The sequence below is a fragment of the Streptomyces sedi genome (genome assembly GCF_006335015.1).
Taxonomy (GTDB): Bacteria; Actinomycetota; Actinomycetes; order Streptomycetales; family Streptomycetaceae; genus Streptomyces; species Streptomyces sedi.
In genome coordinates this window covers 129,447-154,234 of sequence record NZ_VDGT01000003.1, presented here as the reverse complement: position 1 = coordinate 154,234, position 24,788 = coordinate 129,447, and the positions used below count along the sequence as shown (strand labels likewise).

Genomic DNA, 24,788 nt, shown 5'->3' with positions numbered 1-24,788 from the left:
CCATCCGGGGACTCGCCCTGATCAGCCAGTCGTCTCCGGCAACGCCCGGTGGATTCCGCATGATGACCTCCGTGGAGGGCGGCATGGACAGGAGGACGTCCAGGACCGTCGACGACACTCGCACACGATGCCCGGACACGACCTCAGCATGACATAACTTTGTGAACTGAGTCCACGAACGTCACGCGGATTGGCCAATTCACGCTACGCTGTGTGCCGAATGACGCGGGAGGCGAAGGAGCGGCGTGGCGTGAACGCGGATCCATACGCGGAGATCTACAAGCCCGGCGCGGGTGATCTGGTCGCCGGGCGCTACGAGCTGACAGAGTCGCTCGGCAAGGGCGGGATGGCCCACGTCTGGCGTGCCCATGAAGCCTTCCCGGGCCACGAGCATCCTGAGAGGCACGAGGCTCCCACGGGGCGTGAGGTCGCGGTGAAGTTCCTACGCTACGACTCCGAAGCTCTGTATGCCTTGGACTCGGAGGAGAGAGCGACCGAACTCGCCGTAAGGGGTGCTCGGTTCCGACGCGAGGCCACGCTGTTGAGCACACTTGATCACCCTGGTATCACGAAGCTGTACACCAGCGGATCGCATCGGGGTGTGCCGTACATCGCCATGCAACTGGTGACCGGCGTCAGTCTGCGTACCTTCCTGGACGAGCACGCGCCGCTGCCGCTGGCAACGGCGATCGCCGTTGCCGTGCAGGTGGCGGAAGCACTGGCTTGCGCACATACATTGCCTGTCGTGCACCGGGACCTCAAACCTCCCAACATCATGATCGACGACGAAGGGGCAGTCGTTCTCATCGACTTCGGCATCGCCAAGCCACTGCGGGCCGACGCCACCCGATACACGGCACACGGCTCCACGCTGGGCACCCGCGGCTACCTGGCCCCCGAGCAGCTCCTGGAACGCGAGCCAACCGCGCGTACGGACGTGTATTGCTTCGGGTGCGTCTTCTACGAACTGCTCACCGGACGCCCACCGTTCCCGCTCGGTGCGAACTCCGGACTGACCGAAAGGCACCTCTATGAGGAGCCCCTACCGCCGAGCGTGTACGCCGCGGGCATTCCCGCGCCGATCGACAACCTGGTGGTTCGCATGTTGGCCAAGCAGCCCGGACAGCGTCCGCCCGTCGACGAGGTACTGGCGGTCCTCACTCCGCTCGGCCCTCAACCCGGCGCCCCCGAGCCCCGGCCGCGCACCTACCCGGACCCCACGACCCCACTCCGCCGGCCCACGGACCGGGTCTCACGCACGCGTGACGCTCCCGCCCCCCGGTCCGTCGCCTCTTCGGTGTCAGAGGATGAGGAATGGCTGGACGCTCACGCAACGGAACAGCTCTGCGCGCAGGCCGAGTCGGAGATCGCCCTCGGCGACCCGGGAGCCGCGGCCAACCGCCTGCGTGAATTGGCGCAACGCGTGCGCGCGGAGTGGGGAGCGCGCCGCCCACTGGTGTGTCGTGTGTGGCGGGGAGCAGCGGACGGACTCCGACTGACCGGGGACTTCGGCTCCGCGGCCCGTCACTACCACGTCATTGACGACGCTCTCCTGCACGGCGACGGTCCCGCCGAACGGGCTGAGCGCGCGATAGTCCGGCTCCGGCTGGCTGAATGCCGCCTCGCCTTCGGCGAGCTGGATGCCGCCTTCAACGCGGTAGACGACGCAGGACGTACGGCATCGAGCCTGCCGCGCGAATACGCCATTCAAGTCGACTTGGTGCGCCGCGAGGTCGATGACCAGCTCTCGGCCCGGCACGCGGGCTCGGGCGGCCGAAGCGAGCGGCGAACCTGATCACGCGACAGCGCCAAAAGAAGCTCCCCTCGCCACAGCGGTCCTCCGCCCGGGCGCTCTACACACCGCCCGCCAACCGCCCGGCAGCCAGTTCGTCACCCAGATCGTGGACGAGGCCCGCACTCAGCTCAGCCGTGCGGCGCACCAGCTGTTCGAATGCGACGAGCTCCCGGAACGCCTCACCATAGCGGCGCTGTTCACGAAGCGGCACCTGACGAACGTGCAGTCGCCGCACATCAATGCGGGAGGAGCTCGTCGCGTGCGTCCCAGCCTGCCGAGCGTTGGCCGGGGCTCGCAGCGAACCGGCGAGGAACCAGGCATCGAGCTGTTCGGGCTGCACCCGCAAGGCATGCAGTTGAGGCCCCAACGCGGTCGGCGGTCCTTCGTGGACCCAGGCAGAGAACGCACGCGCCACCCCCACCATCACGATGTCACCGGGTTCAACAATCACGGCCTCGCGCACCGCGGGGTCGCCGGCAGCGAGACTCCCCCTGGGATCGCCGCCTGTCAGAAGGTCGGGAACCGTCAGAAGTGGAACGTCGTCAGCGGACGGCGGACCGGTGCGGACCGCCGTCTCCGGAGGTTGTTGGCCGCCACGCAAGGTGAGCGCCCCTGCTCGCGCCAGTTCCGCGATGGTGGTCGCCGTCGGCGAGTCCTGTACCGCAGAGGTCAGTTCGAGTGCCGCAAGCAGTCGAGCCGACGTGGTCATCCGGGCGGCGAGGTTCTCGAATTCCTTCCAGGACTCACGCAGTTGGGGTGCGGTGTCCGCGAGGGACACGTGACGGCCCGGGGTGAGATCGACTTCGCCGTCGAGGAGCTCGATAACGGGCACGTGTCGCACAAGGCGGGAGTCCTCGGCCGGCTCCGTCCGCCCGACGGCCTCGCGCACGAAGTCGCCGATCGCCGCCCAGTCTGGGGCCCAGTCGCGGCCCTGATCTCGGGGAAAGCGGGACACACCGTCGGCTACCCGCAGATGGCCTCCGGCGGGCGCCTCCTCACCCGGTAGGGGAGCCCGCAGCGCCCACAGGTGCAGGGAGACGCTGTGCGGCGCGGCACACCCCGGCGGCAGCGCGACAACGGCCTTCAGCTGGCCGGTGCGCAACAGCGATCTGCGGATACGTCGACCAGCCTTTCGCGCCGCCACGGCCGGGGGCAGCAGCAACACAGCCGCACCACCGGGCCGCAGCCTGGCCAGACAGTGCTGAACCCAGGCGAGTTCGGGTTCGGTGCGTGGCGGCAGCCCGTGGCTCCAGCGGACGTCAGTGGCCAATTCCTCGTATCCCCAGTCCCGTTCGTTGAACGGCGGGTTACACAGGACGATGTCGGCGAGGGCTTCGGCAAACAGGTTCTCGCGCAGCGAATCTCCTTCGCGCACGTCGATGCGCGCCGGTCCCTCCGCTACATCCAAGGCGAGGCCGAGTCGGGCTTCGGCAAGGGCGACGAGTACGGGGTCACGGTCGTCGCCCAACAGGTTCGGCAGCCCACCGCCCACTTCTTCGACCACGCGCGTCGCAGCCATGAGGAGGTGGCCGGTGCCGCAAGCGGGGTCCAGCACCGTGACGTCGCCCTCCACATCCGTCATACCCGTGGCGAGCTCCGCCATGATGGCGGCCAGCGGCTCAGGGGTCGTGGTGATCTGGCGGACGTGCACGTCGAGCCAGCGACGCAGCAGAAAGGCGAACGTGCCCGAGCCTCCCTCGCGTTGTCCGAGGTCCACGGCCTGCTCGATGAGCGCCGATGCCTCCTCCGGGAACGCGGGCCCCGGTGCCGCACTCCGCCCGGCGAGCCTCCTGCCCACCTCCGCGACCGCCGTCCCTGTCTCATCACGCCCCCCGAGCGCCTCGAAGCGGGGCCAGAGCCACTCGCGCTCAACGGACTTCTTGAGCTTCTTGTTGTCGCGCAACCAACTCTCGATGTCGGTGAGCGAGAACTGGGGGTTGACGTCCGTTCCGGCGATTCGAGCGGGAAACGACGGATGGCGCCGTCGCCAGTTGCTGACGGCGGCCCGACCGACGCCCGCGAGGCGAGCGATTTCCGCCAGAGACACGGGTACGGCACGAGGCGTGGACATCTGCAACTCCCTGGGTGTTTCTCGGTGAAAGCGGACTTCCCTCCACCTATAGGCGCGTGATCAAGCCACTTTTCGCCTCCCACGCGTCGGGAAGACTACTATGCCGAACACAGGCATTGACGCAGTTCACAGGCCCAGGCGCGGACCGACATCCAGGGCCTTTCCCTTACCTCACGCCGTCGAGAAAGGCGCTCGGACGTCCGCTGTACGACACGTACAGCGCCTCTCTCGCCCGGGTACTCGCCACGAACAGCAGGCACCGTTCAGCCGCGAGGTCCGTGGCGTTCTGCAGCGGATCAACCTCGGCCGACGTCACCGCCGGCCGGAACGGAAAGGCCGACGCGGTAACCCCTGCCACGGCCACGCAGCGGAACTCAAGGCCCTTCAGGCTGTGCAGGCTCGACACTCGTATCCCGGCCACGTCGTCGGATTCGGCGCCCTTGACCCGCACCGTCGGCAACCCGACCCGGTCGAGCCGGTCGGCGATCCGGGCGGTCTGTGTGTGAAACCGGGCACAGACCGCGATCTCGGATGGCGCGACCCCCGCCGCCACCCATGCCTGCACCGTGCGCACAACGGCATCCGCCTCCTCCGCCTCCGTCTCGTGCCCTTCACACACGGGCCGCTCCCCGTGCAGCAGCGACCGGTAACCGGAGAGCGAGTCCGGCGTGTCGCCGGTCAGGTCCGCCACGCGCTCACCATCGAGCAGCGCGCGCGACCAGCGCAGAATCTCCTCCGTGGAGCGGTAGTTGAGCCGCAGTCGCGCGCCACGCCCCGCGACGGAGATACCGAGGGAACGCAGCGAGACCCGGGAGTCGTAGATTCGCTGGTGCGGGTCACCCGTGAGAAAGAGATCGTCTGGCCCCTCGGGCACCAGGGCTCGCAGCAGCCGCCACTGGGCAGGATGAAGGTCCTGCGCCTCGTCCACCACCACGTGGTCGTAACCAGGCCCCTCGCCCGGCCTGTCCCGCAGCAGCCGGACGGCCCTGGCGCACAGCTGCAGCCAGGTACAGGCGCGGTCACGCGCGAGCTCCTCCTCGAACAGCGTCATCGCCTCCCACAACTGCGGCCGCTGGCTGGCGGCCAACCTGCTGCCACGCCCGTGCCGACGACACTTCTCGTACTCCTCGCGGCTACGCAGATCCTGGGCAAGCAGCACGTGCCGGTATTCCTGGGCCAGAAAGGCATCGTTCCAGGGCAGTTCGAGCCTGCGAGCCAATCGCTGCCAGCGCCACCGCTCATCCTTGTCGTTAAGGACGTCCCCCGGGTTACCGTGCAGTTGGCGCACAACGCGGTGTGCGGTGGCATCGACCGTGGTGACGGTGACCCGCTCCAGGAGCGTCTGGTCGTGGTCGAGGAGCAGGGCAAGCCCGGATCGCAACGAGCGGGCGAGCGCGCTGGTGTAGGTGGTGAGCAGGACGCGCGTATCGGCTGCCCTCGCGAGGAGATGCTTGACACGATGCAGAGCGACGACAGTCTTACCTGTGCCGGGGCCACCGGTGACTTGGGCGGGGCCGCCGTACGCGGGCCGGTAGGCAACCCGTCGTTGGGCGGGGTGCAGAAAGATCCGCCAGGCGTCGAAGGGCTTGGCGAGAATGTCGGCGAGCTCCTGGGGCCCGGCAACGAGGGTGATCCGGCTGCGCGTACGGCTGACAGCGGCCGCCAGCCCGCCCCGGCTCTCCACGGCAGCGTCAACGACGACCGCCTTCCGCGCCGCGACAAGGTCACGGTAGACATCGTCGGGGTCGAACCCCTCCGCTAGCAGCCACAGCGCCTCGAACTGGTCCTCCGGCATCAACGACCCGAACGCTTCCAACTGCGCCTTGTCAGTGATCACGCGGGCAGCGCGCAACGTGACGTCATCGACCCCGAGATGGCGCAGCACGGTGTCCGACCAGTTGGCGAAGAGGAGCTTCGGCGCGGCCTCAGCCTCCTGAGCGAAGAGCGGGGTGATCTGCTCGATAGCTGTGAGATCACGCACTTCGAGACAGCGAGTGACCGCGTTGACGGAGTACAGCCGCCGCTTGGCCCAGGAGTACGCCTTGTCGTGAGAGACGACATGGACGAAGACGAACACATCGCTGCCGGCGTCGGGCGCAAGCAGGACGATGCGCTGTCCGTCATCGACCCGGATGGTACGCATGCGCGGATCGCGGGAACCGACCACGGACTCCAGATGCAGCCCCTTGTCGACGTGCAATTGATGAACCGTCAACCGTTGGAACTTGCCCATCGCCTTGTGAACCCGGGCGCGGGACGGTTTGTCGAGCCGGTCAACGCCCTCCCAGAAGGTGTTGGTGATCGCGATTTGCGGCATTGCCACCCCGCTTTGCGTTGCATCAACCGGTCACACGTTAACTCAGTTTACACACGTGTCACCAACTTCGGCCAGCACCCCGACGCCCGCGCGACAGGGCCGCCTGACCACTTTGGCGAGGCGGCCGGGGGGTGAACCTCCCGGGTCACCCCTCGTGGCGAGGCCCCTTACCGGGCGGCGGATCCAGTAGCGTCTGATAAACGCCACCGCTCTCACGAGCCTCCGCCATCCGGTCGTAGGCGTCGAGAATGAGCCCCTTGGTACGGAAGGTGCCGTGGACGGCCTCCTCCCTCTTCTTCACGGTGGGAAAGGTCTCCATGACATAGTCCGCGTCGTCACGACTGACCCCGTAGGCGTGAAAGAGCGCGGCGTCCAACTCAGCTCGGAGTAGCTCGCGGCGGGCCGTCTGCCAGCGGTACGGTGCGCCCTCGTCACCGTGGTACGCGGCAAAGGCAGACATGTCTTTCGACGTGTACACAAGCTCCATCGAACACGCTACGACCCAACTTGCCGCGTCATCAGCCACAAGCCCATCCAATCTGCGCAGCTCTTGCGTGGTGACCGCTGGAAGCTGTCGCACCGTGAAGTACTTGAGCGCCGTGCCGGACGCCTTCTGTCGCGTCACGTAATCGAAGACGAAAGAGTCGAAGATCGCCAGAAGGATGGCCGGCGCCTGCGGTGCAAGTGCGAGCAGGAACTTGTCTCCCACCCCGTACTCGGGCAGGGCCGACCCGATCATCGTCCGCGTGTCCGTGGATCGAGCAATATCCCGCCATCCCATCAACCACCCCTTCCCCCACTCCCGTTCAGCCAGCCGCGAAGCCACCCCCGGCCACATGATCCGGTTGCCCTTCTTGTCCCGTTTCCCCGAGTCCACGTCGAGCTGCGGCACCCAGTACCGCGGCATCGGCACGAACTCCGGATCGTCGTGCTGCTCCGCCGTAACCCTTGGCAGCGTCCCTACATTGGCCTGCGCCTGAGTCTGCCCCTGGTACGTACCCAGCCGGTGGTCGAAATGGTGAAGCATCTTCGCCTCGTACAGCGGAAGGTAGCGCTGCTCATCGGACGGGTGCGTGAAGATGTTGCCCTTCAGCTTCCAGCCCCCGGCCTCCAGCTCTACCCGGCCACGGAACAGGTGCGAGTCGTTCGACATGTGGAACATCGTCATGAAGGTCAGACCCCACGGGTTCGTGCCGCCCTTCCCCTCCGCGTCCGGTTCCCGTCTGAGGACCGGGACCCGCCGGTAGATGCCCAGCGTGATCTCCGCGTCCCTGCGGGAACGGAACACCGGCAGCGTGCCGGTGTTGGGATTGACCAGAAGGATCTCCTCGGGCGGCATCGCGAAGCGCCGCTCGTCAAGGTCCTCCATGTACCGGGTGCCGAACGCGAAGGAAGCAGAGTCCACCCGCTCACCCCGGCCGGTGGCGGTCAGCAGGGAAAATCGGACCGAGTGGTGCACGTCCCGACTGAGAATGAAAGCCTCGTTCTCGAAGTCCAGAAAGGAGGCGAGCCGCGAGGTGCGCACCAGATCGGAGAAGAACGGCGCGGTCGTCGCATCGGTGGCGATGCCGGTCGGGAGGACGAGGCCAAAGCGCCCCGTGGGCGCGACACCGAGCGAGGCGGCCTCGGCGAAGACGGCATAGGTGTTGACGTCGCCACGCCCGGCCAGAGGGAAGCGGCCCGAGTCGCGCAGCAGGTGGCTGACGCCGTCGGAGAGACGGCGAGCCGCGATGAACTCGGCGTGCAAAGCTCTGTCGGCCTCCTCCTCGCTGGCGGCCAACGCGACGATCCGCCGCTCACGGGCCGCCTTGTTCGCGGCGTTCGCGACCGAGGTGTCACGAGTGGCGAAGAACTCCTGCTCCTGTAGCTTGACCCGCTCCCATGGTGGGTTCCCCAGCACACAGCTGAACCCGCCCCTCCACCCGGACCGTTCATCGACCCCCGGCGCCTGTGGATCGGCCGGCACCCGAAACACCTCCGGGAACTCCAGGTGCCAGTGGAAGAACTGGTACTCCTCGCGAAGGCGTGCCACCTTTTCCGCCGTGCCTGCTGGAAGGCTCGTGCTCCCGTCGGCGTGCAGGGCGAGCAGGGAGTCGGTGGTGAGCGCGAGCGGACTGGTCTCGTCCGCCCGCCTGGTTCCATCCGTCCGCTCGGTTTTCTCCCAGACGAACGCCGCGCACCACGCGTCAGCGAGTTCCAGCGCCCGCAGATAGCGCGGGGAAGTGGTGAGTTCGCGGTATGCGTGAGCCTGGTTCTGGACGTCCTTGAGTTTCTCGGACCGTGCGGTCGTGATGTCCGACGTCCGCCTGCTGATCGCCGCGTTGGAGATCTCCAGCGCGTGCTGCTCGGAGAACAGAGCGTCCTGACTGGCGCGGTGCCGCAGCGCCGCCACCCATCGTTTCCGTTCGCTCGCGTTGCGGGCTTTCAGCCTCCTGACTGCCTTGGGCTCGTCGCCGTCCAGGGCCTTGAACGCTTCGTCGGGCAGACCACCCGCGAGGAGCTTAGGAGTCGTGCCGAGCAGCGCGTTGCCGTGCTTGATGTGCGCGTCGAGGAAGGTGAGCGGCCGGCCGGGCTTCATGGCCTCGATCCACAGGGACACCTTGGCGAGTTCCACGGCCATCGGATTGAGATCGACACCGTACACGCATCGAGAGATGACCTCGCGCAATGCGTCCCTCACATCCTCGGCGCTCGGCTCGGGGTCATCGGTCTCGATCTCCGCGAGCCGGCGAGCGATGCGGCGGGCCGCGGCGACCAGGAAATGGCCACTGCCGCACGCCGGGTCGCAGACCGTGAGGGCGAGCAGCGCGGCCTTGCGCTCCTCCTTCGTCGTGCCCGAGCGGACGGCCCGCTCGATGACGGGATCGAGAGCCGAGTCCAGGAGGCAGTCGATGAGCGGCGAGGGAGTGTAGTACGAGCCTGAGGTCTTGCGGTCGTTACCGTCCAGCTTTATCAGGACGTACGCGCCGTCGTCGTCCTGGCGGGGTTCCAGTTCGAGGAGCGACTCGTAGACCGATCCGAGTTCGTCCGCGCCCAAATGCCGGTAGTCGACTTTGCGGGGTCGGCCGAGCTTGGCGTCGAAGATGACAGCAAGGGCGCGCACCGCCTCGTACAGGGACTCGTTGGAGAGGGCAAGGCCGTCCAGCCTTTCGTCCACGGGCGTGGTTTCGAAGAGGCCGCCTAGGGCGGGCAGCCCCAGTTCGGGACGTCCGTCGGGCTCACCGAGGCCCTTGACAACGAGAGTGAGGGCTTCCCACTGGTCACCGTGCGGACTGCCAGGGCGTCGGGCGAGACGACGCAGGCGGTCCGTGGAGAAGTACTTCGCGTACCGATCCCGTGCGGCATCGTCGGCGTCCGGGTGGAGGAGCAGTCCCCGGTCCTCGGCGACGAAGAGGAAGAGGAGCCGGTAGACGAGCCGCAGCAGGGCGGGGTGTAGGCCGCGAACGGTGAGGTCGCGGGTGCGCAGGGCCTCGCGCAGCTCCGCGTTGTCGGGGTGCGCCACAAGCCCGGAGCCGATCACGGTAAGGGCGGTCTCGACCCCCTTGCGGAGCTCCTTGAGGGCGCGGGTGCCGGAATCGATAGCGTCGGTGCGCCACTTCTCCAGTGGGCAGGAGGAGACGGAGGCGCCCTCGAAGCGGGTGCGGTGGAGCAGGCGCCAGAGGAGGACGAAATCGTCGGAGCGCTTGCCCTCGAAGATCGCCTGAAGGTCGAACTCGATAAACGCGGCGCCGGTGAGCGACGCTGACTCGCGCAGCAGCCGCAACTGGCGTCCGTTGGACAGTACGCCCCACAGGGCCTTGTCGCCGGAGCGGTTGAGGTACTCCTGGACCATGGACTGCGGTGCCTGCGGGGCCACTTGCGGAGTGCGGGTGTCCAGCGGAACGTTCCAGCCGGTAAGGTGCACGGGCACGTGCTCCCACGCGTGGCTGACCGGGAAGTCTTTCGCCTGGTCGCGGGCGGGCAGCCCGGGCCCCGGCACTGCCGGCAGCGCGCCGAAGCCGAGCTGTTCGAACAGAGGCAGCAGCCAGCGTTCGACGGTGAGCCCCACAGCGTGCACGCCGGGATCACCGTCCGCTCCGTCACGGGCGAGCGCGTCCTGGTAGGCAGCCCACACACCGCGTAGATAGGCCCAGGAACGCTCGGCGGCATCCCGAACGGACTCGCCCTTGGCGAACAGCCGGTAGTCAGCGGGCTTCGCGCCGGGCTGCGCTCTGTCCTCCTTGATGCGGACTAGGAGGTCGTACGGCAGCAGCCCACCGACAGTGGCGACGGTGTCGGTGACCAAGGTCCTGGTGGCGCTCATGCGTCGGCTCCCAGCTGGATTGTGGCGGCCGGGCGGTAGTGGAAGACACCGAGGATGTCTGGGGCGCCCTGCGGGACGACCTTCAGGCCGGCAAGGCGGGCGCGGGCGGCGGTGCGGACCCGGTGGTGCGACGCCTCCAGCTCCTTCGCGGCTGTTCTGGATCGCAGTCGTACTTCATCCATCAGGCCGGTGTCGAGGGCATCGAGAATCGACGCGATGTGGTCAGCAGCGAAGCCAGGGTCGGAGTTGCCGGTGGCGCGCGCCTCCAGCAGGGCCAGAGCCTCCTCCTCGGGCAGCCACTGCGGCGCCTCGGGTTTGCCGCGGAAGGCTGCCACCCGCGCGTCCTCGGCAAGTTGAGTGCGCACGCCGCCGTCGCGGGTGGGCAGGCTCAGTTGAAAGCGATGCCGTACGAGAAGCATCGTGGTGGGCCGTCGTACGGCACTCGTACGGATCACCCCACAGCGGCGGGCCGGGCGCTGCCAGGCGGGAAACTTCTCGTCCAAGGCTGTGTCCAGGACGAAGCGGGCAGTTGCGGCCACCACCGGGTCGGTGCGGGTGAGAGCCACCTCGCCGCGCGGCGCGCTCGGGGCGTCGTGAAAGATGACCGGGCGCGGATGGCGGGCCCCGAGCGCCGCGGCCACTGCGTCGCGCAGGGCCAGTGGCAGGGCGTCGGTGTGCGAGGTGAACCCGCCCTGCTTGCGGTCGACAGGCGCCCCGCGCAGCGCGCCGAGCGCGCGGCGGGTGAAGTCCCTGACTTCCTCGCTGGTGCCGAGCGCGGCGCGGATCTCGGCGACCTCGGCGGCCACGTCCTCCTTCTTGATCCGGTTCTGGGCATAGAGCGACCGAGATGCCTTCTCGCGCTCGGCGGAAGACTCCCAGAGCAGCTCCAACTGCTCGGCGGCGGGCAGCCGTTCCCGCTCGAACAGTTCCTCCTGTTCGAAGGAGGGAGTATCGCCCCGCAGGATCAGCCCTTCAAGGACCGCCTGCACGGCGCTTTCCGCCTGCTGCGGCACCGGGACGGAGATGCCTGTGGCGCGGCGGATTTGGTCGTGCTTACGCAGCAACACCTTCAGGACGATGTCGTCGACCGGGTTGTCCTCGCCGTACAGGGTGAGGGCCTTCACGGAGTCGGTTCGCTGCCCGAAACGGTCAACGCGGCCTTCTCGCTGTTCGTGGCGGGTCGGGTTCCAGGCCAGGTCGTAGTGGATGACGGCGTCGAAGGACTCCTGGAGGTTGACGCCCTCGGACAGGCAGTCGGTGGCTACCAGGACACGCCGCTCGGGAGCCGGGTCACCGTTCTCTTCGGTGCCAGTGAGTTCGGCGATCCGGTTCAGGCGCATATCGGGGGAGAGTTCGCCGGTGACCGAGGCGACGCCCACGGGATACTCGGCACCCTTCTTGTTGAGCACCTTCATCAGATGCTTGGCGACGTAGTCGGACGTGGCGATATAGCGACAGAAGACGATCGGCCGGTAGCCGGAGTCGAGAAGGTTGGTAACCGTCGCCACGAGCTTCTTCAGCTTGCTGTCGCGGCTGGGCCCGGCGAGCCTGCGGGCAGCCTCGGCCATGGCGACCAAACGCGTTCTCTCCTCGGCACCGAGCACGTCCTCGCCGTCTTCCTCAACCGCGGGCGTGATGACGGGCAACAGGCTGCCCGGGACCTCGTCGGCGGAGTCCGCGCTGTCCGTGTCGGCGGGGTCCGAGACGGTCGACTGCCCGGTGTGGTCGGCTTCCTCGGGAGTATCCGCCTCCTGGACGCCAGCTCTGGTGTTCAGGGACCGGACAGCGGCCTCGGGTGAGGAGGACAGCGTGCGCAGCAGTGCCAGCGTCGACCACCAGCGCTGCCGCTGCTGGAGCGCTCCATCGGCGGAGCGCACCGTCTCGCGGGCGTACGCGAGAACCTCGGCGAGTAGGGCACGGTAGTCGCGGTGCAGGGTGTAGGAAACCTCGGCGCTGTCCCGGCTGGACGGGAAGTGCGCCCCGTCCTGGAAGTCCTCACGGATGTCAGCACGGCGGCGCTGCACGAAGAACTGGGCGAGTAGCTCACGCCCCGCGCGAGAACCGAAGCTGACGGTGGCGAGACGGGGGTCGAGGAGCCCCAGCAGCCGCCGGAAGGGCTCCTCCTTACCGCTGTGCGGGGTTGCGGTGACCAGGAGGAGGTGGCGGTCCGGGTCGTCGGCGAGCGCGCGCAGCAATCGATAACGTTGCTGCGAGGTACGGGCCGATGCCTGCGCAGTGGAGTCCGCGACGCAAGTGTGTGCCTCGTCGACGATCACCATGTCGGGACAGTTACGCAGGAAGTCCTCGCGGTGGCGGGGCGACTTGATGAAGTCCGTCGATACGACGTAGGCACCATCCGGGCGGAACACCGACTGCCCGTAAGGCGTCTCGCGTTCGAGTCTGCCGATCGTGGCAGGCAGCACCAGGCGCGCGTCGACACCGAACTTGCCCTGCAACTCGGCCCGCCACTGCTCAGCGAGCGCTGGGGAACACAAAACGACCAGGCCACGGGCGTCACCCTGCGCGAGCAGTTCGGCCGCGACGAGACCCGCCTCGACGGTCTTGCCGATACCCACATCGTCGGCGATGAGCAGCCTTACCGTGTCCTGGCGCAGCGCCATCATCAACGGCACCAGCTGGTACGGGCGCGGATCCACGGCGATTGAGGCGAGGGATCGGAAGGGACCGGCCCCGGCTCTGAAGCCGATCCGCAGGGCGGTACGCAGCAGACCGGCGGTGTACTGGTCGCCGAGATCACCGGGCGTGGGCGGGGCGAACGTGGCAGGCACCACCGTCTCCAAACCGGGCAACACGCCTGCTACATCGACATCGGCGCCGCCCAGGGGGCGCAGCACGAGAAGCTCCGCGGTCGAGTCGGGGAGCACCACCCATTCCCGGCCCCGGGCGTGGACGAGGGAACCGACGGCGTACTTGGGTGCCGGCGCGGCGGCGGTGGTCATACGGGCCTTCCGGATGAGTGCGGGCGGGAACGGGAAGCACGAACGTAGCGGAGCGATGGCCGACGAATAGTGGTAGCTGTCGGCCCATATGCCTGGAGACCAGGTCAGCGGCGGGGTTCGCCGAACACCTGAGGGTACTCGGCGACCTTCTTGGCCCAGTCGTCGTCGTAGCGGACACGGACCACTTCCCAGCCGAAATCCTTGAGCCTTTCCTCCGCCTCCTCATCGCGCAGTGCGATGTCGTCGTAGTCATGGTGCGGGCCGTCGACGAAGATCGCGATCGGGCCAAACCCGGTGTCGTAAGCGAAGTCCGGCTTGGACAGGGCCTCGCGCACTGTGACCTGCTGGTGGTCCGGCAGCCGATGCCCGTGTGACCTCAGGTACTCGACGAAGCGTTCCTCCAGGCTGGAGTCGGCCCCCTGCCGCAGTACGTCGGCGTGCTCATCGCGCGAGCGCCCCGGGGCACTGGCACCGACCGTGCCGTCCGCGAAGGCTTCGAGGAGTCCTCGTACCAGCTGTCGGTCAATAACGCGGTGGTGTCGCTGGTTGCCGAAGGAGAGCAGACAGTCGTAGCAGCCCTTCTCACACGGGTCGCCGTTACTCTTCTCTTCTCCCCGGTCCCGGCCCAACTGGTCGAAGTGGGCGATCTCCAGGGCCTTGCGCGCAGCACGAGCCAGAGCTCCGGGCTCGGCCTGCAGACGTCGGAGGACGCCCGCGCCACCTTCAGCGCTCTCGATGAACAGCAGCCGCTCGCGCGGACCCTCGTCCGGCGGGAGCTCCTCGGTGTCCAGCTCGGCGTCCTCCAGTTGAAACTCCGCTTCGATGCCGCGTTCCAGGGCGTACTGGAGAGTGATGGCGGTGTCCGAGGTGACCGGTTCAGCCAACCGAAGGACGAGGATGTTGCGGGTGTCCTGCACATACGGGATCACCGGCATCTTGCGATTCACGTTCTCGGCGTCCGCGAGCCCCTCCTGTTCCTGGGGGGCCTCCCGACCGCCTTTCTTGGCCGCACCGCCAGCCAGCCAGTCACCCGTCACCGGGTCCATCCAGAAGCCGATCTCCCCTTTGGCGACGGAGCGTCGGTAGCCGAGGTTGGTGAGCCGGACGGTGGCGCTGTCGCCGTAGGCCAACTCGGCGAGGGGACGGCCGGAGGCGTTCTGCGCCATGGCTCGCAGTGATCCATCGCGGCCGTCCTCGTGTTTCTTGAACCGGTAGGAGATCTCCACCTTGTAGCCGGTGCGCTGGCGCTCCTCCTCGTCGGAGGAGATCCGGTCGCGGCGGTGCGTAAAGACGGTGTGTAGGTGCAGCAGATCGGTTCGCGCGTCGCCGAGGCTGCTACCGCAACCGCCGCAGACGTCCTCGCGCTGTTCCTCCGGGGACAGATAACCGCAGCGTCCACAGACCTTCGCGCTCTCGGTGGTCAGCTCGCCCGCTGTGTCCGGCGGCAGCTGCACCCGGTCCACCTTGTAGCGGCTGCCCTCGTGGTAGATCAACGCGCCGGGTCCGAACTCTCGAATGGCGATGAACCTGGAGCGCTGAAGATAGTCGCCGTCGTAACCACCGCGGCTGGTACGGCCAGTACCCGGAATGTAGGCGGCGAGCGGCAGTCGGGGGAAGGAGTAGCCCGGCAGGAATCCCTCGGAGGCGAAGTAGCGGTACGGGAAGAAATCCGACATCACGGTCCGCTCGCCACCTTGCTCGTTGCGCAGCAAGGCAAGCTGACTCTCGGCCTGGGCGCGGCGGCGCTTGGCCTGGTCCTTGGAGCGACCGGTGGCGGTGCGGTTGAGAATGTTGCGGTGCTGGCTCTCGCGCTCTTCGAGGGCCCGCCTGAAAAGGTTCCGCCAGCGTTCGCAGGCCCTGCGGAAGCTGCCCGGCGCGGCCTCCACCGTCTGTTCCAACCATTGCTCGTGCCACCAGGACGTGGCACGTAGCAGATCACCGGAGCCGTCAAGGACGGTGCGTGTCCGCACCAGGGCTCGGCGTCGGGCGGCCGGCTCGTCGATAGCCCCGGCCACCGATGATGCCAGTTCCAGCGAGGGCTGATCACCATCGGACTCGATCAGCCTGGCCATGCTGGTACCGAGGTCGAGTCGGGTCTCGGCGAGCCAGATCGCATGTACGTGAGAGGCGAGCAGGTCCTCGTTGGCCAGGTCGAGCCGGGGCGGTGCGACGGCGCCGGAAACCATCTGCGCACGTCGGGAGAAGTAGTACTGGTCATGGCTGTTACCGGTCGCGCAGTACGTGGTGACGAGCGCGGGCTGCCCGCTGCGGCCTGCGCGACCCGACCGCTGTGCGTAGTTGGCGGGGGTCGGCGGCACATTACGCAGATTGACCGCGTTGAGGCTCTTGATGTCGACGCCGAGTTCCATCGTCGGCGAGCAGTACAGGAGTGGAAGCCGGGTGCCCTCACCGAACAGGTCCTCGCGTTCCTGTCGAATGTCGGGGGGAACCTGAGCCGTGTGCTCGGCGGCGTGCAGACCGGCGAAGGTGGCGGCAATGTCCTGGTAGAGCCGCTTGAAGAAGGCGTTGACGCGAGGTCCGCGCTCGTCGCGGTAGGTACGGCGCAGACGGTCCACGGCACCGTGATCATCGTCGCGGGCGTGCCAGCGGATGATCGTGTGGTTGATCTGGTAACCGGGCTCCTCGCCCCGTCCCTGGGAGACTTCCGTGAGGACTCCACCGTCCGCCAAAACCTTAAGAAGATCGCGGATGACGTCCTGAGCCTCGTCTAGGGACAGCCCCCCGCTCCAGTCAGGAAAGGTGCCGCTCTTACGGACGTGGCGACCAAACGCTCCACGGCCGGTGAGGTTCAACTCGCTGCGACCGCGCCCAGTACGGCCCGGGCGTCCTGCGCGGGCAACGGCGACGCCTGCCGGAGGCGGCGCCGCTTCCGTGTCGGCGATCCCCCAAGCGTCGTTCAGCCGCGCCGATTCCTTCCGGAGTTCGGCGAACTTGGCCTCCGTGAAGTAGGGCGTGTCCACAGCTCGCTGACGGCGCAACTCGTCCATGAGAACCGTCGACAGCCGATGGCGCACGCCGGGGGTGGCCGTACGCAGCGGCCCCGCGGTGCGCCGCCACCGACCCTCCTCACCGGCGATTGCCTCCAGGCCCGCGTACTCCAGGCGTAGCAGCCCGGTCTGCTCCAGGTTGGGCATGGTGACGCGCCAGCCGCGCTCCAGGTCGAGGAAGAGGCGGTACTCGGCGATCGCCGCCAGCGCTTCCTGCGTGCTCTCGGCGAGTTCCTCGATCTCGGAGGGCTTGGCCGCGTATTCGTGTGGGGAGAGCCCCATCGCCGCCACCACTTCCTCGCCCAGCCGCTTCCAGCGCAGTCCCTTGTCACCCGCCGCGACCATCGCCCGGTAAAGGGCACCACGCAGCTGTGTGACCATGACGAAGTCGTTGAAGTGCCCCGACTGCAGACTCGCGTCCTGCCGGTTGTCGACGAAGGTGAGCAACTTCCGTGCGTCCTCGTTGAGTTCCCCCCCGGGGACACCCTTGAGGTGGCGCACGATCGAGGCGCTGATGACGGAGGTGGCGGTCGAGCGACCCTCCTGGTCGAGGGTCATCAGCTTGGCAAAATCCCGTTCCTTGACTTGTTCGTACCCGACACCGCACTCCAGACAGAAGAGAAACGGGGCCGGCAGATAAGCCGCGTAGATTCCACCGTTCGCGCTTCCTCCGGCGGTGCCATCCGGGCGCACCCACACCGGCTGCGGCGCCCGCTTCCTGCGACTCGCGGTGAGTACCGGGGCTCCCCTGCGCTCGTCGAAGGTAAGCCAACTGTCGGGAAAACGTCGCTGCTCGATGGCGTCACCGACCTGCTGCGGCCACGGGTTGGCGGCCGAGATGTACAGGTACCCCTGCTCGTCGTCCTCGTCCTCGCGCGTGCGAAAGGCGATGCCGGCGTCGCCATCCTGATCGCGCGCGACCATCAGGTACTCCTGACCGCATTCGCGGCAGAAGGACAGTGGCAGCAGCAGCTTCTGAGGGGCGTTCGGTACACGCTGCTGGTAGGTGCGGGTGATGTGGCGGTCGGCCTCTCCCTCCAGGGAGACGTAGACGGACCCGCCCTTGGACAGGAACTGGTGCAGCCTGAAAGCGAACAGCGGGCGGTCGCCCTCCTCGCGGCGAGCGGCCGCCCCGGCCTGGAGGGTGGCTCGGATGGCCTCCGCACACGCCTCGTACCAGCGCTTCTCCGGGTCGGCCTCCTCGAAGCCGAACGCTTCGGAGCGCAGGCGCAGAGCGGCGGCCTCCACGGTGACCGGTTCAGCACGCACCAGGATCTTGCTGCCGTCATCATCCTCAGTCTCGACCAAGCCGAAGGTGGTCTCGATCCAGCGGGCCAACGGATCAGCGGCCAATTGCCCGTGCTCCGCCGGCGGGGCGTTCTCCCTCACTCGCGTCGCGAGTTCGGACGGGGTGGGCACGGCATCCCCGGTCGCTCTTACCAGGGTCTCGCCGACCACCCGCTCCGGGGAGATGTCCGTGTCGAAAAGGATGGAGGCGACCCGGGCCACCTCGCGACGACGCGCGGTAGGAGTACCGCCAGTGGCCATCGTCGCGGACGTACCCACACACTGAAGGTCAGGCGACTGGCATGCCTCGCGTACGCGCCGCACCAGCATGGCGACATCGGCACCCTGCCGCCCTCGGTAGGTGTGCAGCTCGTCCAGGACGAGGAAGCGCAGCCCCTTGGCCGCTCCGATGAGCTTCTCGCGCTCCTTGGGCCGGGTGAGCATCAGTTCCAGCATCACGTAGTTGGTGAGCAGGATGTCGGGCTTGGACTCGCGAATGGCCTCCTTCTCGTCTTCCCTCTCCTGACCGGTGTAGCGGGCATAGGTGACCGGCTCGCCCCCCTCGCCGAATCCAGCGGTGAGGAACTTCGCCAACTCCCGTTCTTGGCTGTTGGCGAGGGCATTCATGGGGTAAACGATGATCGCCTTGATCCCGGGCGCTGCGCCGGCATCCTTGTCCCGCAGCACACGGTCGACGATCGGCACGATGTAGCCGAGGCTCTTGCCGGAGCCGGTTCCTGTGGTCAGGACGAAGGAGTCCCTGGAGTCGGCTGCCTTGATCGCCTCCAGTTGGTGCCGGTGAAAGTGGACCGGGCGAACGGTGGCACCTCGCTCGCCCTTGCCCGTACGGAAAATGTCCGCGCACACCGGGTGCAAGAGCCCCCCCGGCCGCGCGAGGGACTCAACCGAACCGCCGGACGCGAAGCTCGGGTTCAGAGAGAGGTAGGGGTCGGGCCACTGGTCCCCATCGGCGAGCGACTTCGACACCTGAGCGTCGATGCGACGGTCGTCGATCACCACTGACCCGGACGTGTACTCCCTGTAGTCCTGGATGAGCCGCTGGTGCACCTTGAAGACGTCCACGTTTCCCCACTTGTTCCCGAGATGGTCCGGAGCCACGGTAGCTACCCACCGGCCGCGGTACGCCACACTTTCCCTTAGGCTCCACATCACAGCATAGGGTTGTGAACTCAGTCAACAGACTGATTCCTTCTCGGGTAAGGTTCACGAACCCAGGTACCCATGCCACACTCTCCTGCGATGCGCCCACCTGCGGACGCGCGGGACACTGAGACAGCCCCCGGACGGAGCCGCCCCTCACATGGACATCGGACCTGTGATCGCCAAGCGCTACCGGATCAAACGGGAAATCGGATCCGGCGGCATGGGTGTCGTCTGGCTCGCCCACGACGAACACCTGGGCCGCGATGTCGCGCTCAAGACAATGAATACGCCTCCCGGACTGACGCAGGATCAACGCGCGCGGGACGCCGAACGCTTCCGACGCGAGGCCCGCGCCGCCGCACGGCTCGACCACACCGGCATCGCCACCGTCTACGACCTCGGCGAGGAAAATGCCACACGGTTCCTGGTCATGCAGTACGTGACAGGCATCGACCTTGAGGATCGGATCGAGGAACAGGCGCAGCTGAGCATCGAGGAGGCAGCCTCGATCGGAGTACAGATCGCTTCCGTCCTAGGCTCCGTGCACGCCCGCGATGTCGTCCACCGAGACCTCAAGGGGCGTAACGTCATCATCCGCACCGACGGCGTGGTCAAGATCCTCGATTTCGGCGTCGCCGCCTTCCTCGAACCTGGCACCGCCAGGCTCACCGCCACGGGCGAGCGCCCGGGGAGCCTGGAGTGCATGGCCCCCGAACAGATCCTGGGTAAATCGGTCGACCAGCGCACCGACCTGTACGCGCTCGGCTGCCTGCTCCACAAGATGCTCACCGGCGACCCCGTTTTCGAGCACCACTCAGAGCTCATGCTCCCCGGCCTGATCCTCGACCACCCGCCGATCCCCCTTCGTGACCTGCGCCCCGACGCCCCTGAGGATTTGGAAACCCTCGTACTCGAACTCCTCGCCAAGGCACCGGACGACCGCCCGCCGCACGCCGGCGAGATCTGGCGGCGGCTTGCCCCCTGGCTCCCCGCACGCGGCGACCCGGCGACCGCCCTCACTCCTTGGGCCGAGGTCGATCCGCTGCGCCCCTTCCGACACCCGATGGGGCCGGAAGCGCGTCCCGTGCGCTCCTGGGCAAGGACGCGGCGGCTGGGCACACCGGGCTAACATCCATGTCTGCCTCACACCTCCCTGTACGACGAGCACGCGGTGCGCTACGGGACTTACGACTCTCCGGAGGACAATGCTCAGGAGGGCCGAGGCGTCCGCTAACACCCTGCGCACCGCGACGCAGATCGTCGAGATACTCCTCGACAAGAGCACAGTCGGACGAAGTCCCTGAGACGGCGACGCCAAACGGCAGCTGGGGATGGCCGCTTGTGACACCGAGGCGTCTGGATATCTCCATTGTCGCTGCCAGCACCTCCCTTCCCTTGCCGCAAAAGGAACCTCAATCGCCGATTTCCGGACTCACCAGCCACCTGTGCGCCCTCTGGGACGTCGCTCTTAGCTGCGGATGCTCCTGCACGATCTCGCGTTGCCGCTCTGCGGGTAGCCCGAGCTCGTGCAAAACGTTGAGAATGACGACGGCCGTGGTCACATCCACGACAGCGATCAACTCATCCATGGAGTGATCAGAAGTCCTGCCCTCGTGCGCGAGGTCGTTACGTGCTCGCGTGGCACGGTTCGCCCACCTGCCTACATCAGGCATGAGCAGAGTGATGGCTTCCTGATCGGGCCGCGCCGCGAGCGCGTGAAGCCGATCCCGAAGTGTCGGATCGTTGCGAAGCGATCTCTTGAACGTGTCTCGAAACTCCTCAGGGACCTGCGCGAGCATCGCGTCGCGCATGGCCTTGAAGGTGCCGGCGGGGAACGGACGCTCGTCGATGCGCAGGCCACGATGCAGCACTTCGGCCGCACCGACGGCTGTCAAGAGATTGTTCTCGATATAACGAGCTGGCGCATAGCGCAGACCGAGGATCATGTTGGTCGCCGCCTGCAACCGTCTATGGGCCTTGCACCAGCGGGGCATGATCTCCTCGAACGGGAGCGAGGCGCATGTGAAGAGGACCCGGTGATGATCGACGGCCTTTGCATCGTGCTTGCCGAGCGCAGAGGGTGAGTAGAGCACATCAACGTTTCGCCGCGACGCAAGGCAGCCATTCTGCGGCGCTGCACTGTTCCTTACTGACTCCAGTCGCAGCCAAATGACCCCGGCAGCCCGATGCGTCGCAAGTGCGATCAGGTCCTGCACCAGACTGGCAGATCCCAGCGCATCGCTCAACGAGAATGGTTCTGGAGGGACCACTCTCATGAACGCGGTATCACGCATCCGCCCAACGGTCTCACCCTTACGCCGATCGAAGAACGGCAAGGTGTGCCGGTGCGTGACACGGAACTCGGTTCCCTCGGCCACGACCGACTGGGGCTCCACCGGCTTCACGGAGATTCCTCCGCTCCCGTCCAGCTTGCCATCGGGAGCGCCAACGAACCCGTCGAAAACCGACGAAGCCACCCAGAGCCCAAAGTCCTCAACTGATACCTCAGCCGCAGAGAACGCTGGTTCGTCTTCCCCCCTGGCGTGGACCCCGATGAGCGCCGTCATTACCGCCACCGTCTGCTTGTCGGGGCCTTTCACCCGCCCGCCAATGCTGCGCCTACTGTGGGTCGGAACGCAGTCGAGAAGGGTGATCTCGAATCGCTCAGCGGCACCGTGGATCACCTCCCACGTGCGCTGCCCCCCATGAACCGCGACCCCCGAGGACGAGGGGCTCGACATCACGCGATCCTCGAACGTACCGATCAGCGAGAGCTCCAGGCCGCGCTCCGGCTCGTAACGGAGGACACCGGGGACCTGATCGGCGGGGGCACTCGGCAACCACCACTCCCCTACCCACTCGCCGGACTCATCGAGGTTCAGCGGATCGTTGACCACGGCGTGCCCCTGTCGAACGTCAGATCGGCCACTCCTCGCAGCTCCCGGTTCGTCAGGCCGAGCCTCAACCGGACGGCACGCTCACACGTTGAAGCGGAACTCCACCACGTCCCCGTCCCGCATCACGTAGTCCTTGCCCTCCATCCGCGCCTTGCCGCGCGCGCGGGCCTCCTGGACGGAGCCGGCGTCCATCAGGTCGTCGAAGGAGATGACCTCGGCCTTGATGAAGCCCTTCTGGAAGTCCGTGTGGATCACGCCCGCCGCCTCCGGCGCGGTGGCGCCGCGGCGGATGGTCCAGGCGCGGGCCTCCTTGGGGCCGGCGGTGAGGTAGGTCTGGAGGCCGAGGGTCTCGAAGCCCGCGCGGGCGAGGCGGGCCAGGCCGGGCTCGTCCTGGCCGACGGTCCCGAGCAGCTCCAGCGCCTCCTCCTCGTCCAGCTCGGCGAGGTCGGCCTCCAGCTTCGCGTTGAGGAAGATCGCCTCGGCCGGCGCGACCAGCGCCCGCTGCTCCGCCTGGAACGCCTCGTCGGTCAGCTCGTCCTCGTCCACGTTGAAGACGAAGAGGAACGGCTTGACCGTCAGCAGGTGCAGCTCGCGCAGCGGCTCGGCGCGCTCGCCGCCCTGGGCGATGCCGGCGGAGAAGAGGGTGCGCCCCTCCTCCAGGATGGCCTTGGCCTCCTCGACCGCGCGGACCGTCGGCTGCTTGTCCTTCTTGACCCTGGCCTCCTTCTGGAGCCGGGGCAGCACCTTCTCGACGGTCTGGAGGTCGGCGAGGATCAGCTCGGTGTCGATGGTCTCGATGTCGCTCTTCGGCGAGACCCGGCCGTCGACGTGGACGACGTTCTCGTCCTTGAAGGACCGGATGACCTGGCAGATCGCGTCGGACTCGCGGATGTTGTGGAGGAACTTGTTCCCCAGGCCCTCGCCCTCGCTCGCCCCGCGCACGATGCCCGCGATGTCGACGAAGTCGACCGTCGCCGGCAGCTGCCGCTGGGAGGAGAAGACCTCGGCCAGCTTCCCCAGCCGGGGGTCGGGGACTCCGACGACGCCGACGTTGGGCTCGATGGTCGCGAACGGGTAGTTGGCCGCGAGCACGTCGTTCTTGGTCAGGGCGTTGAACAGCGTGGACTTGCCGACGTTGGGCAGGCCGACGATACCGATCGTGAGCGACACGTGAGACTTCCCGGAACGAGTGATGGGGTGCGGCGAACGAGTGAGGTCCGAACGCCGCCCACCAGTCTAAGGGCGACCCGGGTGCCGACCTCCGGGCGCGGTCATATCGACCGTTAAGCGTGTCCCTCCCGGCAGGGCCAGGGCAGCGGCTTACGTTGGATCGGTGGAACACAGTACGCACACAACTCGGCACCCTCGGCAACGTTCGGCCGAGATGCACCGGAGGGTGCCCCGGCCCGCCGGCGCAGCGCCGGCCTCGGCGCGGGCCAGGGCGGGCGGGACGGGGCGCGCACCGGTCCTGGTCGCGCTCGGCCGGCTGCCCAAGCCACGGCTGACCGGCCTCGGCTGCGGGGTGCTGGCGACGGGCGCGATGGTGCTCGCCGCCTGGTTCTGCGAGCTGGTCGGCGGCGCGCCCACGCTCTACGGGGTGCTGTTCGTCCTGACCTCGCTCGTCGCCGCCGGCTGGGTCCGCCCGGCCGAGGTGATCTGCGGGCCGATCGCGGCGCCCATCGCGTTCGCCCTCGGGCTGCTGGCGACGAGCGGGCCGATGGCCACCGTCACCGAACTCGCCCTCCGCGCGCCCTGGCTCTTCGCCGGCACCGGGGTCGCACTGTGGATCGCCCTGGTCCGCAAGGGCCTTCAGCTGCTCCGCCGCCGGCTGCGCCGGAGCCGCTGAGGCCGTTTCGAGCCCGAGGTGTTCGGGCCCGTCGCACCGGGTGAACCGGCTGAACCGTTGAACGGGGTGAACGTGTCCCGGCGGGCGGACGCTCAGCCCTCCAGCTTGGCCGCGGCCTCGGCGCGCAGGTCGCGGCGCAGCTCCTTGGGCAGCGAGAACTGGATGTGCTCACTGATCGGCTGGACGACCTCCACGTCGTCGAAGCCCCGCTCGGCCAGCCACTCCAGCGCGCCGTCGACCAGCACCTCCGGCACGGAGGCCCCCGAGGAGAGCCCCACCGTGCGCACGCCCTCCAGCCAGGACTCCTCGATCTCCGAGGCGCTGTCCACCAGGTAGGAGGCGCGCGCGCCGGCGCCCAGCGCCACCTCGACCATGCGCGCCGAGTTCGACGAGTTCTTCGAGCCGACGACCAGCACCAGGTCCGCGTCGGCAGCGACCTGCTTGATGGCGGTCTGACGGTTCTGCGTGGCGTAGCAGATGTCGTCGCTCGGCGGGCTGATCAGCTGCGGAAAGCGCTCCTTGAGGGCGCCGACGGTCTCCATCGTCTCGTCGACGGACAGCGTGGTCTGGGAGAGCCAGACGACCTTCTCCGGGTCCCTGACGTCGACGTTCGCCACGTCGTCCGGGCCGTCGACCAGGGTGATGTGGTCGGGGGCCTCGCCGCTAGTGCCGATGACCTCCTCGTGGCCCTCGTGGCCGATCAGAAGGATGTCGTAGTCGTCCTTGGCGAAGCGGACGGCCTCCTTGTGCACCTTGGTGACCAGCGGGCAGGTGGCGTCGACGGTGGCGAGCCTGCCGCGCTCGGCCTCCCGGTGGACCTCGGGGGCGACCCCGTGGGCGGAGAAGATGACGATCTCGCCCTCGGGGACCTCGCCGGTCTCCTCGACGAAGACGGCGCCCTTCTTCTCCAGCGTGCGGACGACGTACTTGTTGTGCACGATCTCGTGCCGGACGTAGATCGGCGGGCCGTACTGCTCCAGCGCCTGCTCCACGGCTATGACGGCACGGTCCACCCCCGCGCAGTAGCCCCGGGGGGCGGCCAGCAGGACGCGGCGGCGGTCGGTGTCTTCAGCCATGTCCCCATCGTAGAGGCGGTGCGGAGGGGCGCGGGAACGGCACTGTCAGTGGTCGGGGTTAGCG

At 67.7% G+C, this 24,788-nt stretch carries 11 protein-coding genes; 3 read left to right on the top strand and 8 right to left on the bottom strand.

Annotated features, from left to right (window positions below):
- Positions 1–250 precede the first annotated feature (250 nt).
- Entirely contained in the window at positions 251–1,795 is a 1,545-nt protein-coding gene (locus FH715_RS05470) for a serine/threonine-protein kinase (RefSeq protein ID WP_246108576.1), read from the top strand.
- A gap of 58 nt (positions 1,796–1,853) precedes the next feature.
- Here the strand turns inward: FH715_RS05470 and FH715_RS05465 are convergent, their stop codons facing one another.
- From FH715_RS05465 to FH715_RS05445, 5 genes are all read right to left on the bottom strand, one after another.
- Positions 1,854–3,866, bottom strand: a complete 2,013-nt coding sequence (locus FH715_RS05465; RefSeq protein WP_139641276.1) for an N-6 DNA methylase — start codon at positions 3,864–3,866, stop codon at positions 1,854–1,856.
- Between the two features lie 166 nt (positions 3,867–4,032).
- Positions 4,033–6,183 (bottom strand): DEAD/DEAH box helicase, encoded by a 2,151-nt coding sequence (locus FH715_RS05460; RefSeq protein WP_139641722.1) that lies wholly within the window; start codon positions 6,181–6,183, stop codon positions 4,033–4,035.
- A 145-nt stretch (positions 6,184–6,328) separates the two neighbouring features.
- Positions 6,329–10,486, bottom strand: coding sequence for an Eco57I restriction-modification methylase domain-containing protein (locus tag FH715_RS05455; protein ID WP_139641274.1), 4,158 nt, complete (start codon positions 10,484–10,486; stop codon positions 6,329–6,331).
- Positions 10,483–13,446: a helicase-related protein gene (locus FH715_RS05450; RefSeq protein WP_139641271.1), complete on the bottom strand. Its 2,964-nt coding sequence runs from the start codon at positions 13,444–13,446 to the stop codon at positions 10,483–10,485. The genes FH715_RS05455 and FH715_RS05450 overlap by 4 nt, the downstream gene beginning before the upstream one ends.
- 104 nt (positions 13,447–13,550) lie before the next feature.
- Positions 13,551–18,824, bottom strand: coding sequence for a DEAD/DEAH box helicase (locus tag FH715_RS05445; RefSeq protein WP_139641269.1), 5,274 nt, complete (start codon positions 18,822–18,824; stop codon positions 13,551–13,553).
- Between the two features lie 238 nt (positions 18,825–19,062).
- Here FH715_RS05445 and FH715_RS05440 point away from each other — a divergent pair, with 238 nt between their 5' ends.
- Positions 19,063–20,034, top strand: a complete 972-nt coding sequence (locus FH715_RS05440) for a serine/threonine-protein kinase (protein WP_139641268.1) — start codon at positions 19,063–19,065, stop codon at positions 20,032–20,034.
- 283 nt (positions 20,035–20,317) lie between these two features.
- Here FH715_RS05440 and FH715_RS05435 read toward each other — a convergent pair whose 3' ends face one another.
- Together FH715_RS05435 and ychF are read right to left on the bottom strand one after the other, a co-directional pair.
- On the bottom strand, positions 20,318–21,802 hold the full coding sequence (locus FH715_RS05435; protein WP_139641267.1) for an ApeA N-terminal domain 1-containing protein: 1,485 nt from the start codon (positions 21,800–21,802) through the stop codon (positions 20,318–20,320).
- Positions 21,803–21,883: 81 nt separating this feature from the next.
- On the bottom strand, positions 21,884–22,972 hold the full coding sequence (ychF, locus tag FH715_RS05430) for a redox-regulated ATPase YchF (protein WP_139641265.1): 1,089 nt from the start codon (positions 22,970–22,972) through the stop codon (positions 21,884–21,886).
- Between the two features lie 214 nt (positions 22,973–23,186).
- Between ychF and FH715_RS05425 the strand changes: the two genes are divergently transcribed.
- Positions 23,187–23,648: a DUF6542 domain-containing protein gene (locus FH715_RS05425; protein ID WP_139641263.1), complete on the top strand. Its 462-nt coding sequence runs from the start codon at positions 23,187–23,189 to the stop codon at positions 23,646–23,648.
- Between the two features lie 92 nt (positions 23,649–23,740).
- Here FH715_RS05425 and FH715_RS05420 read toward each other — a convergent pair whose 3' ends face one another.
- Positions 23,741–24,724, bottom strand: coding sequence for a 4-hydroxy-3-methylbut-2-enyl diphosphate reductase (locus FH715_RS05420; RefSeq protein WP_139641261.1), 984 nt, complete (start codon positions 24,722–24,724; stop codon positions 23,741–23,743).
- Positions 24,725–24,788 lie beyond the last annotated feature (64 nt).